At 72.3% G+C, this 17,188-nt stretch carries 15 protein-coding genes and 1 pseudogene; 10 read left to right on the forward strand and 6 right to left on the reverse strand.

The annotated features are described in order from the left end of the window. The 5 genes and pseudogenes from ACWDR7_RS10030 to mqo all read left to right on the forward strand — a co-directional run. A pseudogene (locus tag ACWDR7_RS10030) lies at positions 1 to 1,043 on the forward strand (hypothetical protein); the annotation flags it as partial. A 17-nt stretch (positions 1,044 to 1,060) separates the two neighbouring features. Next, positions 1,061 to 1,654: a recombination mediator RecR gene (gene recR / locus ACWDR7_RS10035; protein ID WP_449854772.1), complete on the forward strand. Its 594-nt coding sequence runs from the start codon at positions 1,061 to 1,063 to the stop codon at positions 1,652 to 1,654. Between the two features lie 100 nt (positions 1,655 to 1,754). After that, positions 1,755 to 3,059, forward strand: coding sequence for an aspartate kinase (locus ACWDR7_RS10040; protein ID WP_449854773.1), 1,305 nt, complete (start codon positions 1,755 to 1,757; stop codon positions 3,057 to 3,059). A gap of 68 nt (positions 3,060 to 3,127) precedes the next feature. Further along, on the forward strand, positions 3,128 to 4,201 hold the full coding sequence (locus tag ACWDR7_RS10045; protein WP_449854774.1) for an aspartate-semialdehyde dehydrogenase: 1,074 nt from the start codon (positions 3,128 to 3,130) through the stop codon (positions 4,199 to 4,201). Positions 4,202 to 4,291: 90 nt separating this feature from the next. Further along, positions 4,292 to 5,737 carry a malate dehydrogenase (quinone) gene (mqo, locus tag ACWDR7_RS10050; protein ID WP_449854775.1) on the forward strand — a complete coding sequence of 482 codons (1,446 nt, stop codon included), beginning with the start codon at positions 4,292 to 4,294 and terminating at the stop codon, positions 5,735 to 5,737. 15 nt (positions 5,738 to 5,752) lie between these two features. On the opposite strand, the gene ACWDR7_RS10055 is transcribed toward mqo, so the two are convergent. The 5 genes from ACWDR7_RS10055 to ACWDR7_RS10075 form a co-directional block, all read right to left on the reverse strand. Continuing rightward, positions 5,753 to 7,438 carry an ATP-binding protein gene (locus tag ACWDR7_RS10055; RefSeq protein WP_449854776.1) on the reverse strand — a complete coding sequence of 562 codons (1,686 nt, stop codon included), beginning with the start codon at positions 7,436 to 7,438 and terminating at the stop codon, positions 5,753 to 5,755. An 84-nt stretch (positions 7,439 to 7,522) separates the two neighbouring features. Then, positions 7,523 to 8,218, reverse strand: a complete 696-nt coding sequence (locus ACWDR7_RS10060; RefSeq protein WP_261165162.1) for a response regulator transcription factor — start codon at positions 8,216 to 8,218, stop codon at positions 7,523 to 7,525. A gap of 82 nt (positions 8,219 to 8,300) precedes the next feature. Further along, positions 8,301 to 9,947, reverse strand: coding sequence for a DNA repair helicase XPB (locus ACWDR7_RS10065; protein ID WP_449854777.1), 1,647 nt, complete (start codon positions 9,945 to 9,947; stop codon positions 8,301 to 8,303). A 94-nt stretch (positions 9,948 to 10,041) separates the two neighbouring features. Continuing rightward, the gene (locus ACWDR7_RS10070; protein WP_449854778.1) at positions 10,042 to 11,703 is read right to left on the reverse strand and encodes a helicase-associated domain-containing protein; all 1,662 of its coding nucleotides are present in this window, start codon (positions 11,701 to 11,703) and stop codon (positions 10,042 to 10,044) included. Between the two features lie 13 nt (positions 11,704 to 11,716). Beyond that, positions 11,717 to 11,995, reverse strand: coding sequence for a multidrug ABC transporter ATPase (locus ACWDR7_RS10075; RefSeq protein WP_449854779.1), 279 nt, complete (start codon positions 11,993 to 11,995; stop codon positions 11,717 to 11,719). 105 nt (positions 11,996 to 12,100) lie between these two features. On the opposite strand from ACWDR7_RS10075, the gene ACWDR7_RS10080 reads away from it, so the two are divergent. Then, a complete protein-coding gene (locus ACWDR7_RS10080) occupies positions 12,101 to 12,481 on the forward strand; it encodes a cold-shock protein (RefSeq protein ID WP_449854780.1) in 381 nt (126 codons plus the stop codon). Beyond that, the gene (locus ACWDR7_RS10085) at positions 12,474 to 13,223 is read left to right on the forward strand and encodes a DUF3027 domain-containing protein (RefSeq protein ID WP_449854781.1); all 750 of its coding nucleotides are present in this window, start codon (positions 12,474 to 12,476) and stop codon (positions 13,221 to 13,223) included. Before ACWDR7_RS10080 ends, ACWDR7_RS10085 begins: the two co-directional genes overlap by 8 nt. A 75-nt stretch (positions 13,224 to 13,298) precedes the next feature. On the opposite strand, the gene serC is transcribed toward ACWDR7_RS10085, so the two are convergent. After that, entirely contained in the window at positions 13,299 to 14,408 is a 1,110-nt protein-coding gene (gene serC, locus ACWDR7_RS10090) for a phosphoserine transaminase (RefSeq protein WP_449854782.1), read from the reverse strand. Positions 14,409 to 14,516: 108 nt separating this feature from the next. Here serC and ACWDR7_RS10095 point away from each other — a divergent pair, with 108 nt between their 5' ends. The 3 genes from ACWDR7_RS10095 (at position 14,517) to ACWDR7_RS10105 (ending at position 17,186) form a co-directional block, all read left to right on the forward strand. Then, a complete protein-coding gene (locus tag ACWDR7_RS10095) occupies positions 14,517 to 15,215 on the forward strand; it encodes an iron dependent repressor, metal binding and dimerization domain protein (RefSeq protein WP_449854783.1) in 699 nt (232 codons plus the stop codon). 210 nt (positions 15,216 to 15,425) lie between these two features. Then, positions 15,426 to 16,286, forward strand: coding sequence for a M23 family metallopeptidase (locus ACWDR7_RS10100; protein WP_449854784.1), 861 nt, complete (start codon positions 15,426 to 15,428; stop codon positions 16,284 to 16,286). Between the two features lie 402 nt (positions 16,287 to 16,688). Further along, on the forward strand, positions 16,689 to 17,186 hold the full coding sequence (locus ACWDR7_RS10105; protein WP_449854785.1) for an HNH endonuclease: 498 nt from the start codon (positions 16,689 to 16,691) through the stop codon (positions 17,184 to 17,186). The last annotated feature ends 2 nt before the right edge of the window (positions 17,187 to 17,188 follow it).

Below are 17,188 nucleotides of genomic sequence, written 5' to 3' on the forward strand. Positions count from 1 at the left end.
ACCCGACCAGGCCGATCTGCTCGGGCAGCCCGTCGGGGACCTTGATGATGCCGAGGGAGGTCATCGCCGAGCGGGCCGCGGAGCCCAAGCCGGCAGCCGCGCCGCCGGCCCTCGACGAGGTCCCCGGCGCCGGGTGGGCGACGGTCGCGCCGGGATCCGCGGCGCCCGCGGCCTCGCCGGTGCCGCCGGCTGCGGAGCCCGGACAGCAGGCCGCGGACGCGCCGGCCCCGCAGGCCGACGCCGCGGCGCCAGGCGGGAACCAGCCGCCCGCGCCCCCGGCTCCTCCCGCGTCCGAGCCCGCGACCGAGGCGGTACCCGAGGCGCCGGGCGCCGCGGAGGCTCCCTCCGGTGGGGCGCCCGCGCCGCTCACGCTCGCGTCCATCCGGGCAGCCTGGCCGCAGGTCATGGAGCGCCTGCGCGACGCGGCGCCCGAGAGCGCCCGCCTCGTGGCCGTCTCGACCGTGGCCGAGGTGCAGCCGGGCGACGTGCTCATGATGTCGTTCCCGAGCCAAGGCGCGATGAACGGCTTCCGCGGGGCGGCGAGCGACGACCTGCGCACCGCGATCCTCGGCGTGCTCGGCGTGCGCGTGAAGTACCGCGCCAGGGTCGACGCGCCGTCGGACGACGTGCCGCCGCCGCCCGACGACGACCCCGATCCGGGCCCGGACGACGAGCCCGCCGGCCCCGCCGCGCCGCCGCGGCAGTCCGCCTACGCGGCCCCGCCCGCCGCGGGGTGGGCCGTGGCGCCGATCCCGGGATCGATCGCCCCGATGGCCCCGCCGTCGCTGGCCGTCCACGACGACCCGGAGGAGGTCGCCGCGGGCGCGCGCGTCGCCACGCTCGAGCGCGACGGCGCCGTGATGCCGGACGAGCCACCGGTCGATGCCGACGACGAGCCGCTGCCGGAGCGCCCCACGGTGCAGCGCCGCCAGGTGCTCGTGCCCGAGGGCGTCGAGCGCCGCGGCGAGGCCGTGGTGCGCCAGATCCTGGGCGCCCGGTTCCTGCACGAAGAGCCCTACGAGCCGCCCACGCGGTTCGCCTGATCCGGACGGGCCCCCGCATGTACGACGGCATCGTCCAAGAGCTGATCGACGAACTCGGCCGCCTTCCCGGCATCGGGCCCAAGTCGGCCCAGCGCATCGCCTTCCACATCCTGCAGACGCCCTCCTTCGACGTGTCGCGCCTGTCCGAGCTGCTGCGCGAGGTGCGCGAGCGCGTGCGGTTCTGCGAGATCTGCGGCAACGTGTCCGAGCAGGACCGCTGCGCCATCTGCCGTGACCCGCGCCGCAATCCCGAGCTGATCTGCGTGGTCGAGGACGCGAAGGACGTCTCGGCGATCGAGCGCACGCGCGAGTTCCGCGGCCTGTACCACGTGCTCGGCGGCGCGATCAGCCCGATCGCGGGCGTGGGTCCCGACGACCTGCGGATCGCGCAGCTGATGCAGCGCCTCGCCGACGGCACGGTGCAGGAGGTCATCATCGCGACCAACCCGAACCTGGAGGGCGAGGCGACGGCCGCGTACCTCAGCCGGCTGCTCGCGTCGATGCAGATCCCCGCGTCGCGCCTCGCGTCGGGCCTGCCCGTCGGCGGCGACCTGGAGTACGCCGACGAGGTCACGCTGGGCCGCGCCTTCGAGGGCCGCCGCCGCCTCTGAGCGGCATCCGCGGCGCTGTCGCGGATCGAGACCACCGGATCGGCACCCTAGGATGGACGATCAGGCGCACCCGTCCGCGCCGGATCACCGGGAGTTACACGTGGCCCTGATCGTGCAGAAGTTCGGCGGCTCGTCCGTCGCCGACGCCGAGAGCATCAAGCGCGTCGCCAAGCGCATCGTCGACACGCGCCGCGCCGGCCACGACGTGGTCGTCGCCGTCAGCGCGATGGGCGACACGACCGACGAACTGCTGGATCTGGCGAACCAGGTGGCGCCGGTGCCGGCGCCGCGCGAGCTCGACATGCTGCTCTCCAGCGGCGAGCGCATCTCCATGGCGCTGCTCGCGATGGCGATCCACTCGATGGGCTACGAGGCCCGCTCGTTCACGGGCAGCCAGGCGGGCATGATCACGACGGCCGACCACGGGTCCGCCCGGATCGTCGACGTCACCCCGGTGCGCCTGCGCGAGGCGCTCGACGACGGCGCGATCGTCATCGTCGCCGGGTTCCAGGGCTTCAACCGCGACACGCGCGACATCACCACGCTGGGACGCGGCGGCTCCGACACCACCGCGGTCGCCCTCGCGGCGGCCCTGGGCGCCGACGTCTGCGAGATCTACAGCGACGTCGACGGCATCTTCACCGCCGACCCGCGCGTCGTCCCGCTCGCGCGCAAGCTCGACCGGGTCTCGGCCGAGGAGATGCTCGAGCTCGCCGCGAACGGCGCGAAGGTGCTCTACATCCGCGCCGTCGAGTACGCGCGGCGTCACGGCGTGCTCATCCATGCCCGATCCACGTTCACCTCGAACGACGGCACGTACGTGCTGGGCGAGGGGATGACCGATCCTCGCCTCACCGAAGGAGCAGACATGTCCGACGCCATCGGAATGGAAGAGCCCGTCGTCACGGGTGTGGCCACCGACCGCAGCCAGGCGAAGGTCGCCGTCGTGGGCGTGCCCGACGTGCCCGGCTCGGCCGCCGCGATCTTCACCCTCGTGGCCAAGACGGGCGCGAACATCGACATGATCGTGCAGAACGCGCAGTCCGCCCAGCCGGGCCGCACCGACATCTCCTTCACCCTGCCCAAGCAGCAGGCGGTCGACGTCGTCAAGGCGCTCGCGGCCGAGCGCGACGCGATCGGCTACGAGAACCTCGTGCACGATGACCAGGTGGGCAAGCTCTCGGTCGTCGGGGCCGGCATGCGCACCCACTCGGGCGTCTCGGTGACGCTGTTCGAGGCGCTCAGCAGGCACGGGATCAACATCGACATGATCTCGACGAGCGAGATCCGCATCTCGGTGATCCTGGGCGAGAACGAGCTGGACGAGGCGGCGCGCGCCGTGCACGCCGCCTACGGGCTGGACGGCGACATCGAGGCCACCGTCTACGCGGGCACCGGCCGGTAGGGGCGGGTCCGGGGCGCGGGGCGTCCGGGTAGAATCAACCAACCCCGCGCTCGATCAGAGGAACCGCCATGACCCGCATCTCCGATTCTGGACTCTCCGTCGCCGTCGTCGGCGCCACCGGACAGGTGGGTGGCGTGATGCGCGAGATCCTGGCCGAGCGCGCGTTCCCCATCCGCGAGCTGCGCTTCTTCGCGTCGCCGCGCTCGGCGGGCACCGCGATCGAGTGGAACGGCCACACGGTCGTCGTCGAGGACATCGCCACCGGCGACCTCGGCGGCATCGACATCGCGCTGTTCTCGGCCGGGGGCGCGGCGTCGAAGGAGCACGCGCCGCGCTTCGCCGCGGCCGGCGCCGTCGTGATCGACAACTCCAGCGCGTGGCGCATGGATCCCGAGGTCCCGCTCGTCGTGGCCGAGGTGAACCCGCACGCCGCGGCCGATGCGCCCAAGGGGATCATCGCCAACCCCAACTGCACGACGATGGCCGCCATGCCCGTGCTGAAGCCCCTCGACGCCGAGGCGGGGCTGGAGCGGCTGATCGTCTCCACCTACCAGGCCGTGTCCGGTTCCGGGCTCGCGGGCGCGGAGGAGCTGCTGGGCCAGCTGGAGGGCGTGCTCGCGCAGGGCGACACGCTGCGGCTCGTGCGCGACGGCTCGGCCGTGGACTTCCCGGCGCCGCAGAAGTACGTCGCGCCGATCGCGTTCGACGTGCTGCCCTTCGCGGGGAACCTCGTCGACGACGGGCTGAACGAGACGGACGAGGAGAAGAAGCTCCGGAACGAGAGCCGCAAGATCCTCGAGCTGCCCGATCTGCGCGTGGCCGGCACGTGCGTGCGTGTGCCCGTGTTCACCGGCCACTCGCTGAGCATCAACGCCGAGTTCGCGCGCGAGCTCACGCCCGAGCGCGCACGCGAGATCCTCTCCGACGCACCCGGCGTGGCGCTCGAGGAGGTGCCGACGCCGCTGCAGGCGGCCGGCAAGGACCCGAGCTTCGTCGGCCGCATCCGCGCCGACCAGTCCGCGCCCGAGGGTCGGGGCCTGGTGCTGTTCGTCTCCAACGACAACCTGCGCAAGGGCGCCGCCCTCAACGCGGTGCAGATCGCGGAGCTGGTCGCCGCGCGCATCGGCGTCGCCGCGGCCTGACCCCGATCGGACCCGCATCCGCGAAGGAACGCGCGTTCTTTCGCCACGGGTGTGGTCCGGGCCGTCTGAGCGCCGCCGTAGGATTGTCTGGTGAGTGAAACTGTCGATGTCGTGCTCATCGGCGGCGGCGTCATGTCCGCCACGCTGGGCACTCTCCTGAAGGAACTGCAGCCCGACTGGAAGATCGTGGCGTTCGAGCGCCTCGGCGAGGTCGCGCAGGAGAGCTCCAACCCCTGGAACAACGCCGGCACGGGCCACGCCGCCCTGTGCGAGTTGAACTACATGCCCGACGCCGACGACCCCGCCAAGGCGATCGGCATCAACGAGCAGTTCCAGCTCAGCCGCCAGCTGTGGGCCTCGCTCGTCGAGCGCGGCATCCTCGACGCGCCGTCGACCTTCATCAACGCGACGCCGCACATGACGTTCGTGCAGGGCGAGAAGGACGTCGCCTACCTGAAGCGCCGCTACGAGACGCTCAAGGAGCAGCCGCTGTTCGCGGGCATCGAGTACAGCGAGGACTCGCGCGTCATCAACCAGTGGGCACCGCTGCTCATGCAGAAGCGGCGCAAGGGCGAGCCGTTCGCGGCCACCCGCGTGCCGTCGGGCACCGACGTCGACTTCGGCGCGGTCACGCGCCAGCTCTTCGACCACCTCGTCGAGGGCGGGCTGGATCTGCGCCTCGACACCGAGGTGAAGAAGCTCAAGCGGGCCAAGGACGGCACGTGGGAGGTGCGCTACCGCAACCGCGTGGGCCGCACCCCGGGATCGCTCAAGGCCCGCTTCGTCTTCGTGGGCGCGGGCGGCTGGGCCATCAAGGTGCTCCAGTCGGCGCGCATCCCCGAGATCAAGGGATACGGCGTGTTCCCGATCGGCGGTCAGTTCCTCAAGACGACCAAGCCCGAGCTCGTCGCCAAGCACCGCGCGAAGGTCTACTCGCAGGCCGCCGTGGGCGCCCCGCCGATGTCGGTGCCGCACCTGGACGCGCGCATGGTCGACGGCGAGGGATCGCTGCTGTTCGGCCCCTTCGCCACGTTCAGCCCGAAGTTCCTCAAGACGGGCAGCATGCTCGACATCGTGCAGCAGGTGCGCCCGAGCAACATCGGCTCGATGCTCAAGGTGGCCGTCACGAACCTCGACCTCGTGAAGTACCTCGTCACGGAGCTGCTGAAGACGCGCGCGAAGAAGATCGACAGCCTGCGCGAGTTCGTGCCGGACGCCGACGGCGCCGACTGGGAGCTCATCCAGGCCGGTCAGCGCGCCCAGGTGATGAAGGGCGGCAAGCTGCAGTTCGGCACCGAGGTGGTCGCCGCCGCGGACGGATCGATCGCGGGCCTGCTCGGCGCCTCGCCGGGCGCCTCGACGGCCGCGCCGATCATGCTCGACGTGCTGCAGCGCTGCTTCCCCGACCGCTTCGACGCGTGGAAGCCGCACCTGCAGGAGCTCATCCCCACGTTCGGCACCACGCTGAACGGCGACGCGCAGGCGGCATCGGCCGCCATGTCGGCCACGGCTGAGAAGCTCGGCCTTCCCGCCTGACGCACCCGCCGCGGGCTAGTCCCGCGGGTGGTCGCGGAGCTTGGGCAGGGGCTGCGTCTCGATCTCGGCGTGCTCGGCCATCTCGCGCCGCTCGGCGAGCGGGAACGAGACCTTGAACGTGGCACCGCCACCCGGGGTGTCCTCGACCGTGACGGAGCCGTGGTGCGCCTCGACGATGGAGGCGACGATCGCGAGCCCCAGGCCGCTGCCACCGGTCTCGCGGGCCCGCGACGTGTCGGCGCGCCAGAACCGCTCGAAGATCTGCTCGCGGATGGCCTCGGGCACGCCCTCGCCGTGGTCGACGACGGCGATCCAACCCATGTCGTGGGCGGGATCCACCCCCACCTCGAGCTCGATGGGCGAGTCCGCGCGGCTGTAGCGCCGGGCATTGCCGAGCAGGTTGGTCACGACCTGGCGCACCTTGTTCTCCTCGCCGAGCACGATCGGCGGCAGGGCCACCATCCGCGCACGCGGCTCCGAGAAGTCCATGGCCGGAACGTCGTCGCCCGCCTCGGCGGCCGCCCGCCGGCGGCGCAGCCGGTCGATCGTCGCGGCCGTGACCCGCTCGATCGCCGACGTCGCCGGATGGCGGCGCCGCTGCTCGTGGCTCCCGTCCCGGCGCCCCTCGTCGGAGCCCGCGTCGTGCGCCGCCTCGCGCACAGTGGGGACGGGGCCGGTGAGCGCCTCGAGCGTGCGGTCGATCACCGTCACGGCGCGGGACGGATCGGCGGCGCGCGTGTCGAGCGCGAGGTCGCGCGCCACGCGGCGCAGGTCGATGGGGGCGATGTCGAGCTCGCGGCGCTCGTCGAGGCGCGCCAGGGCCAGCAGATCCTCCACGAGCACGCCCATGCGCGTGGCCTCCTTCTCGATCCGCTCCATGGCCCTGGCGGTGTCCTCGGGGGTCTGGATCGCCCCCATCCGGTACAGCTCGGCGTAGCCGCGCACGCTCACGAGCGGGGTGCGCAGCTCGTGGCTGGCGTCGCCGATGAACCGGCGCATCTGGCGCACGGTCGCGTCGCGCTGCGAGATCGACGCGTCGACGCGGTCGAGCATCGTGTTGATCGCCTGCTTCAGCCGGCCGATCTCGGTGGTCGGCTCGATGTCGGTCATGCGCTGGTGGAAGTCGCCGCCGGCGATCGCCATCGCCGTCGACTCCACCTGCCGGAAGCGACGGAACGTGAGCGTCACGAGCCAGCGCGTGCCGAAGGCGCCGGCGACGATCGTCATGAGCGCGACGAACGTGAACACGGCGAAGTAGGTGCGCACGACGCTGATGACCTCGGCGTGGGGCAGGGCGATGATCTGGCTGTAGAACGCGTTCTTCCCCGCGGGCTGGACGATCCCCACCGAGGCACGGAACTCCGAGCCGTCCGCCCCCTTCAGGCCGAATCGCTCCGAGGTGAGCGGCTGGGCCTGATCGAGCGTGAGCGTGTCGGGGAACTCGGGCGGCACGGCGTCGCTGCGCAGGCCGCCCGCCGAGGCCACGAAACGGCCGTCGGGGTCGTAGAGGGCGATGAAGTACTCGGTGCGCAGATCGTCGAGATCCCCCTCGCCCTCCGCGGCGTCGAGCACGCGCTCCGCCAGCGTGTCGCTCTGCACGAGCTGCACGACCGACTCGTCCACGTTCGACAGCAGGGCGCTGTAGAGCACGAAGGAGGTGCCGACGCCCGCGACGAACAGGCCGATCGCCAGCACGGCCACCGTGACGCCGGTGACCTTCGCCCGCAGGCTGATCCGCCGCCACCAGCGGGTGAGGGCGTCGGGTTCCTTGGACAGGATCGTGCCCTACGAGGCCTTGTCGACCTTGAGCATGTAGCCGAAGCCGCGCTTGGTCTGGATGAGCGGCTCCGCGGCGTGCGGGTCGATCTTGCGGCGGAGGTAGGAGATGTAGCTCTCGACGATGCCGGCGTCGCCGTTGAAGTCGTACTCCCACACGTGGTCGAGGATCTGCGCCTTCGACAGCACCCGGTTGGGGTTGAGCATGAGGTAGCGCAGCAGCTTGAACTCCGTCGGGCTCAGCTCGATCTGCGTGTCGCCCACGTACACGTCGTGCGTGTCCTGATCCATCGTCAGCTCGCCGGCGTGGATCACCTGCTCCTCCTCCTCGCTCTGCATGGTGCGGCGGAGGATCGCCTGGATGCGCGCCACGATCTCGTCGAGGCTGAACGGCTTGGTCACGTAGTCGTCGCCGCCGGCGTTGAGGCCCTTGATCTTGTCCTCGGTCTCGTCCTTGGCGGTGAGGAACAGGATCGGCGCGGTGTAGCCGGCGTCGCGCAGGCGCTTGGTGACGCTGAACCCGTTCATATCGGGCAGCATCACGTCGAGCACGATGAGGTCGGGCTCCTCCTCGAGGACGGCGGAGATGGTCTGCGCGCCGTTGATCACGGTCTTCACCTGGAATCCGGCGAATCGCAGGCTCTGCGACAGGAGATCCCGGATGTTCGGCTCGTCATCGACAACGAGGATGCGCGGTGCGGTCATGGCCCCATTATGTCGGCCGGATCGATGATCGGGCTGGAAATCGCGACGGATCGGCCGAAAGCGAACACGCGCGCTCTGTCGTTCAGGCAGCGGCGACGAGATCCTCGACGTCCAGGATCGTGTAGCTGTAGCCCTGCTCGGCGAGGAAGCGCTGGCGGTTCTGGGCGAAGTCCTGGTCGACCGTGTCGCGGGCGATGAGGGTGTAGAAGCTCGCCGTCTGCCCGTCGCTCTTCGGCCGCAGCAGGCGGCCGAGGCGCTGGGCCTCCTCCTGGCGCGACCCGAAGGATCCGGACACCTGGATCGCGACGGACGCGTCCGGCAGATCCACCGAGAAGTTCGCGACCTTCGACACCACGAGCACCGGGAGCGTGCCGTCGCGGAACGCCTGGAACAGCTGCTCGCGCTCGTCCACCGGCGTGGAGCCGGTGATCTTCGGCGCGTCGAGGGCCTGCGAGAGCTCGTCGAGCTGGTCGAGGTACTGGCCGATGACGAGCACCTGCTCGCCGGCGTGGCGCGCGATGATGTCGCGCACGACGTCGATCTTCGCCGGCGCGGTCGCGGCCAGGCGGTAGCGGTCCTCGTCGGCGCTCGCCGCGTACTCCATGCGCTCGTCGGCGGGCAGGTCGACGCGCACCTCGTAGCAGGCGGCCGGGGCGATGAACCCCTGGGCCTCGATCTCCTTCCACGGCGCATCGAAGCGCTTGGGGCCGATGAGGCTGAACACGTCTCCCTCGCGTCCGTCCTCGCGCACGAGGGTGGCGGTGAGGCCGAGGCGGCGGCGTGCCTGCAGGTCGGCGGTGAGCTTGAACACCGGGGCGGGCAGCAGGTGCACCTCGTCGTACACGATCAGGCCCCAGTCGAGCGCGTCGAGCACGTCGAGGTGCGCGTACTGGCCCTTCCGCTTGGACGTGAGGATCTGGTAGGTCGCGATCGTGACGGGCTTGATCTCCTTGACCTGGCCCGAGTACTCGCCGATCTCCTCGGCCGTGAGCGTGGTGCGCTTGAGCAGCTCGTCGCGCCACTGGCGTGCGGAGACGGTGTTGGTGACGAGGATGAGCGTGGTCGTCTTCGTCGCCGCCATGGCCCCCGCGCCCACGAGCGTCTTGCCCGCGCCGCACGGGAGCACGACGACGCCCGATCCGTCGGCGCGGAAGGTGTCGACGGCCTGCTGCTGGTACGGGCGCAGCGCCCAGCCGTCCTCGTCGAGCGCGATCGCATGCGGCGTGCCGGGCGTGTACCCGGCCAGGTCCTCCGCGGGCCAGCCGATCTTCAGCAGCTCCTGCTTGATGTGCCCGCGCGCCCACGCGTCGACGACGAACGTGTCGGGCGCCGGCTGCCCCACGAGCAGCGGCTGGATGCGCTTGTTGCGCGAGACCTCCGCGAGCACCGCGCGATCGGTCGACTTCAGCAGCAGCTCGCCCTCGGCGCCGCGCTCGATCGTGAGCCGGCCGTATCGGTTCACCGTCTCGCGGATGTCGGTGGAGACCGACGGCGGCACGGGGAAGCGGCTCCACCGGTCGAGCGTCTGCAGCATGTCGTCGGCCGTGTGGCCGGCCGCGCGCGCGTTCCACAGCCCGAGCCGCGTGATCCGGTAGGTGTGGATGTGCTCCGGCGCGCGCTCGAGCTCGGCGAAGACGGCGAGATCGTGGCGCGCCGATTCCGCGTCGGGGTGCGCCGCCTCGAGCAGCACCGTGCGGTCGCTCTGGACGATCAGGGGGCCATCAGACATAGCGAACGAGTCTACCGCCGTGCGGTGAACGGGGCATCGGCTCGTGGGCGCACTCCGCCGATCGACGCGGGGCCGACATCCCTGCCCCGCGCGCTTACGGGCGGCGGACGGAGGCGATCGAGCGGATCGGCAGGGTGCGCTCGACGTCGGCGCCGCGGTCGAGTCCGCGCAGACGGCCGCCGCCCAGGCCGGTCGCCTCGAGCGTGAACTCGCGCGTCGAGCCGTCGGGGAGCGAGACCGCCACGATGAGGGTGGCCTTCTCGCGCACGGCGGCGTCGAGCTCGCGCTCCAGCCACGCGGCGTCGGCGTCGGCCGACTCCGACTCCCGCAGGCGGGCGATCAGCGGCGCGTAGCGGTCGGCGTCCGGCGCCTCCTCCGGCGCGAGCCGGTGCCGGCGCAGGGCGACCGCCTCGCCCTCCTCGTCGATGACGATGACGGGGTAGCGCGCATCGGCGAGCGCCCAGTAGACGGCGGCCCGGTCGGCGCGGGTGCGCAGCAGCCGGCCGTCGGGCACGAGGCCGAGCGCGCGCAGCGCCTGATCGACCGCGATGGTGTCGAGCAGCTGGTGGTCGCGGCTCGAGACGACGGTGTGGCCGGTCTCGGGATCCAGCGAGATGCGGACGAGCCCGTGCCGCTCCGCGGTGCGCTCGATCAGGTACGCGAGCGGCTGCGGCAGGCCCGTGAGAGACAGCTCCGCGAGGAAGCCGCGGATGCCCTCGGCGGTCTCTCCCGCCGAGAGCGCCTGCCCGATCGACGCCTCGGTGAACCGGTAGGTCGACGCCTGCGCGTGCGACTCGCGCACCGACATGCCGCGCAGCCTCACGTCGAGCTCGGGGGCCAGCGGCCCCGGAGAGATCGCCGTCAGGTCGTTCTGCAGGAACACCCGATCGACCTCGTGCGGCAGGAGCGCCAGCAGGGGAGCGGGGTCGGGTGCGGCGCCGCCGCGCGCGGGCGCGGCCCACTCCGGCTCGCCGCCGTCCTCCGCGACGAGGCCCACGAGGCGCCACAGCGCGATCCAGCTCGCCGCGCGCTCGGGCCACTCGGGGTCGAGGGGATACGCGTCCGGCCACAGCTCCGGATCGATCCAGCCGCCGTCGGCGCGCAGCCCCGCGGGCAGCGCGCCCCGCAGGGCCGCCACGAGCGACGACCAGCGCTCGCCGGTGGAGCGGCGGATCCACTCCGCCCCCGCGGGCGTCACGAGCCAGCGTCGCTCCTGCCCGCGCAGCAGTCCGGCGAGCTCGGCGGCGCGCACGAGCGCGTCGGCGTCGGCGCCGTCGCGCGCCAGCTCCTCCTGCACGAGGCGCTTGCGCTCGGTGGCGGCCAGACCCGTCGCGACGCGCCCCAGGGGCACGCGGAGGGCGTCGATCAGCAGATCGGCCAGCGCGGTCGTCGCCGTGAACGCGCGCTCGGCGGCGTGGGCGGCGGCGTCGGCCGACGCCGGCTCGGGCGTGCGCAGGGGCGTCGGCGTGACGTCGTCCGGCAGCGCGGCGGCGACCGGGGCGAAGGGGCGGCCGTCGGCGTCGGTCAGCCCCAGGAGCTCGGGGCCGGAACCGGAGCGCAGCGCGTGCAGGTCGTCGCGGGGCAGCGCGCGCAGGGTGACCGCGATCGAGCCGGTGTCGAGCAGGGCCTCGGCCGCGTCGAACCAGCTGCGCCACGCCGCGTGGGGTGACACCCTCCGGGCGCCCAGCAGTCGGGCGATCTCGCCGTCCTCTCTGGCGGCGAGACGCTCCGCGAGCGTGCGCGCTTCGGCTACCACGCGATCCGGGGCATCAGGACGGGCGGTCCGACGCCCGTCCCCTTCGGATCATCGACATGATCAGCAGCGCGAAGATGAGCAGGAACCCGATCGGCAAGCCGATCATCGGGATCGTCGCGATGATCGGCCACGCGCCGCGGCCGAAGTCCTCGGACTCCAGGCCAGCGGCGTCGGCGATCAGGAGCGCGAAGAACGAGGCCACCGACAGCACGATCACGCCGAGCGACATGAACGTGAGGATCCGATCGATGCGACGGACCGGGGTCTCGTCGGCGGGCTGCTTGCTGCTCATCCCGACCAGGATACGCGTCGCCGGCGGATGGGTAGGCTGGAAACGGGGAGCGGCGACGTGCCGCACCCGCATCCGTCCGCACGATCGCTCAGCAAGAGGTGTCCCATGCCCACCGGCAAGGTCAGGTTCTACGACGAGGAGAAGGGCTTCGGCTTCATCGCCTCGGACGACGGCCAGGACGTCTTCCTGCACGCCAGCGCGCTGCCGGCCGGCACGGTCCCGAAGCAGGGAGCGCGCGTCGATTTCGGCATCGCCGACGGACGCAAGGGCCCCCAGGCCCTCTCCGTCCGCGTGCTCGAGGCGCCCCCCACGCGGGTGAAGCCCAACCGCAAGAAGGCCGAGGACATGGCGGTCATCATCGAGGACCTCGTGAAGATGCTCGACGGTGTGGGCGAGGACCTGCGCCGCGGCCACTACCCCGCGAACAGCCACGCCCGCAAGGCCGCCGCCGTGCTGCGGAGGGTCGCCGATGAGCTCGATGTCTGACACGCCAGACGACGCCCCCGAGGCGGACGTCGTGCCGGAGTCCGAGGTCCCCTCGACGGGCGAGGCGATCGCGGCGGACGAGGCGACCGCGGATGCCGGGGCGGACGCGGATGCCGGGGCGGACGTGAACGAGGCGGATGCCCAGGCCGACGAGCCGGGGCAGGTCGTCGCCGACGCCCGGCTGCTCGCGGCCCACGATCTCGCGCTCGAGGCGCTGCGCGAGATCACGCCGGCCTCGTCGATCGGCGCCCCCGCGGGGCACCGGGTCGAGCCGGACGGGGTCGTCTCGCTGCTCTTCGAGAACACACTGCCCGGCTACCCCGGCTGGTACTGGACGGTCTCGCTCGCCGTGGTCGAGGGCGCCGAGCCGACGGTGCTCGAGGCCGAGCTGCTTCCCGGTGAGGGCGCGCTGCTCGCGCCGGAGTGGGTGCCCTGGTCGGTGCGACTGAAGGAGTACCAGGCCGCTCAGGCCGCGGCCGAGGCCGCGAGCCGGGCGGCGTCGGGCACCGCCGACGGCGCCGAGGCTGACGAGGACGACGAGGACGACTTCGACGAGGACGACCTCGATGAGGACGACCTCGATGAGGACGACGGCCTGGACGACGACCTCGACGCGGACGCATCGCCGGTGCTGCACGCGGGCGACGTGGACGGCGTCGACATCGACGAGCTCGACGAGGACGACCCGGACGAGGACTCCGGCGAGGACGACGACTCCGACGAGGACGACGAAGAGGACTGACGTCGCCGCGTTGATGAGTCGCGGCCTCGGCTCGCTGCGGAACAGGCGCGGAGTCGAGACCCGCGGCGGCCCGCCTCAGCCCTGTGCGAGCACGTAGTCGAGCGAGCGGATCAGCTGGCGCACGTCGTCCGGCTCCACCGACACGAAGGTCGCGATGCGCAGCTGGTTGCGGCCGAGCTTGCGGTACGGCTCGGTGTCGACGATCCCGTTGGCGCGCAGCGTCCCGGCGACGGCCGCCGCGTCCACCGTCTCGTCGAAGTCGATCGTGACGACGACGGGGGAGCGGTGCGCCGGGTCGGCGACGAACGGCGTGGCCACGGCCGAGGCCTCGGCCCACGCGTAGAGAGCCTGCGACGACTCGCGCGTGCGGGCGTCGGCCCACGCGAGGCCCCCGCGGCCGAGGATCCACTCGAGCTGGCTGTCGAGCAGGTGCAGCGTCGCGAGCGCCGGGGTGTTGTACGTCTGGTTCTTGCGGGAGTTGTCCAGCGCGGTGGCCAGGCTCAGCGACTCGGGGATGTACCGGCCGCTCGCGGCGACCCGCTCGATCCGCTCGATCGCGGCGGGCGACACCGCGGCCAGCCACAGGCCGCCGTCCGATCCGAGGTTCTTCTGCGGGGCGAAGTAGTAGACGTCCGCCTGCGCGGCGTCGAAGTCGATCCCGCCCGCCGCGCTCGTGGCGTCGATCACCGTGAGCGCGCCGTCGTCGCCGGCCACGCGGGTGATCGGGGCGGTCGCGCCCGTGGACGTCTCGTTGTGGGGCCACGCGTACACGTCGACACCCGCCACGGGCTCGGGCAGCGCGATCGATCCCGGTTCCGCCTTGCGCACATCGGGCGCCTCGAGCCACGGTGCCGCCGCGGCCGCGGCGAACTTGCCGCCGAACTCGCCGAAGGTGAGGTTCTGGCTGCGCTTCTCGATGAGCCCGAACGCCGCCGCGTCCCAGAACGCCGTGGATCCGCCGTTGCCGAGGATGATCTCGTAGCCCTCGGGCAGGCGGAACAGCGATGCGAGGCGCTCCCGCACGCTGCCGACGAGGTCCTTCACGGGTGCCTGGCGATGCGACGTGCCCAGCAGCGACCGCCCGGCGGCCGCGAGGGCGGCGACCTGCTCGTCCCTCACCTTGGACGGGCCGCAGCCGAATCGTCCGTCGGCGGGCAGGAGATCGGCGGGGATCGTGAGCGTCATGCGTCCATGGTAGGACCGGCCGCGCCGTGGCTCCGCGCGGGATGGGGTCCAGGGGAACCCACATGCCGCGCCGCATAGGATTGCCGGAGGAACCCCACGGAGGCCCGGATGACCGACCTGATCGACACCACGGAGATGTACCTTCGCACCATCCTCGAGCTCGAGGAGGAGAACATCGTGCCGCTGCGCGCGCGCATCTCCGAGCGGCTCGGCCACTCCGGTCCCACGGTGTCGCAGACGGTCGGCCGCATGGAGCGCGACGGGCTCGTGCACGTGGGCGAGGACCGTCGCCTCGAGCTGTCGGAGGCCGGCCGGCAGAAGGCCGTCGACGTGATGCGCAAGCACCGCCTCGCCGAGCGGCTGCTGTCGGACGTCATCGGCCTGGACTGGGCGTACGTCCACGAGGAGGCGTGCCGCTGGGAGCACGTCATGAGCGAGCAGGTGGAGCGCCGCCTCATCGAGCTGCTCGGCAGCCCCACCGAGTCGCCGTACGGCAACCCGATCCCGGGCCTCGATCTCATCGGCGGCGAGCCGGGCCGCGACTTCGACGAGGGCGTGATCGGCCTCGTGAAGGCGCTCGACGCGCAGGGCGGCCCGCTTCAGGGCACCGTGCGCCGCCTAGCCGAGCCGGCGCAGGTCGACCCCGAGCTGCTGCAGCAGCTGCGCGTGGCCGGCGTGGTCCCCGGCGCCTCGGGCGACTTCCGCTACAGCGAGGGGTACGTGCTCGTGCACATGGACGGCAGCGACGAGGCGCTCGAGCTGCCCGTCGAGATCGCCTCGCACGTCTTCCTCGTCGCTCCGCGCTGACCGGTCGAGGGCGCGCGGGCGCTCTCAGAATCGGAGCGTGACATTTTCGTTATCTTCCCGTAGGGTGGGGAAATCCCGAGGCCGGAAGGCCCCGAACCCGTTCTGCAAGCAATCGCCTCTCCGGCTCGTCCTTCTTGCAGGATGCACTGTCCGACGACGAGTGCTGACGAGCCGGCGCTGCCCGAGCGCGAGGCGACGGAGGAACACGTCTTGACCCAGAACCCCACGCCCGCAGGCTCACCCGAGGCCTCGGACACCCCCGAGAACGGCGCGATCGCGCCCGCGAAGATCAGTCGGCGCGACATCCGCCGCGCCGAGCGCACGCTGCGCGCGGAGAGCACCCCGAAGGTGCGCCCGCTGCGCGCGGCCGGCACGATGGCCGCGGTCCTCGCGCTCATCGCCGGCGTCGCCATCCCCGCCTACGCCGCCACCCAGGGTGGCGACGCGGAGCAGGTGACGGCCCACGACATCGCCGAGGCCGACGCGCAGTCGCTCACGGTGGAGGGCGGCGCGGCCGCCTCGCAGCTGAGCGCCTCGAGCTACTCGGCCACGACGGCGAGCGAGATCGAGAAGAAGAAGGCGGCGGCCGAGGCCGCCGAGCGCGCCAAGGAGATGGCCGCGGCGGCCGCCGCCGCGGCGTCCGCGCCCGCCTCCGTCTACTCCGGCAACGTCATGCCGTCCGCCCCGAGCGAGGGTGTCGTCTTCCCGCTCCCCGCCGGCTCGTGGACCTCCGGTCGCGGCCTCGGCGACTCGGGCTACCACATGGGCTGGGACCTGCTCGCCGCCACCGGCACGCCGATCTTCGCGGCCGCCGACGGCGTGGTCTCGCAGGCCGGCTGGAGCGGCGGCTACGGCAACGCCGTCGTGATCGAGAGCAACGTGGGCGGCAGCGCCACCAAGACCCGCTACGGCCACATGTCGTCGATCGCGGCCTCGGCGGGCCAGTCCGTCACCGCCGGCCAGGTCATCGGCTACGTCGGATCGACCGGTCGCTCCACCGCACCGCACCTCCACTTCGAGGTCTACGTCAACGGCGGCGTCGTCAACCCGCAGGGCTGGCTGCCGTACTGATCCGCGGCCTCGCAGGGCCCCGTCGGCAGCCGCCGGCGGGGCCCTCGTCGTCTCGGCGGCACCACCGGGCGCGCCGGGGCCGTCGACACGCCCGGGAATGTTCACCTCGCGGATGGCCCCGCGCGGCCCCGGCTGGGCTACTCTGATCCCGTCGCCGCGCGAAGCGGAGGGAGAAGCCGATGTCACGAATACCTCGCATCCGAACCACGGATGCGCTCGGGCGTTACGTGCTTCGGCATCGTGTGCACACGATGCGCGGGTCGTCCGCGTGCAGAAGGCGCTGTCTGTGAGACAGCGCCTTTTTTCGTCCCTGCGCGCCCTCGCATCGCTCTCCACCGCAGAGCGCGACGTCGCTGGATCGAGAGCCCGGAAGCCGTCCGGGACCCGTCGAAAGGACACGGCATGCGCACTCTGGTGTTGAACGCGGGCTATGAGCCCCTTGCGGTCGTCTCGTTCAAGCGCGCCCTCGTGCTCGTCATGAACGAGAAGGCGAGCATCGTCGAGCGGATCGAGGACGAACCGATCTGGGGCACCCACGGGTCGTACGAGCGACCGGCGGTGATCGTGCTCACCCGCTACGTGCGCGTACCCGGCGGCCGTCGCGTGCCCGTGACGCGCCGCGGGGTGCTGCGCCGCGACGGCCACCGCTGCGGCTACTGCGGCAAGCCGGCGTCGACCATCGACCACATCCTGCCGCGCTCGCGCGGCGGTGCGGACTCGTGGGAGAACCTCGTCGCGGCCTGCCTGCGCTGCAACAACGTCAAGAGCGACCGCACGCCGCAGGAGATGGGCTGGGAGCTGCGCGTCACGCCGCGCCCGCCCCGCGGCGGCGCGTGGACCGTGCGCGGCGTGGAGCGCAGCGACCCGCGCTGGGAGCCGTACCTGGCGCTCGCGGCCTGATC

Source organism: Microbacterium sp. NPDC003461 (assembly GCF_053588335.1).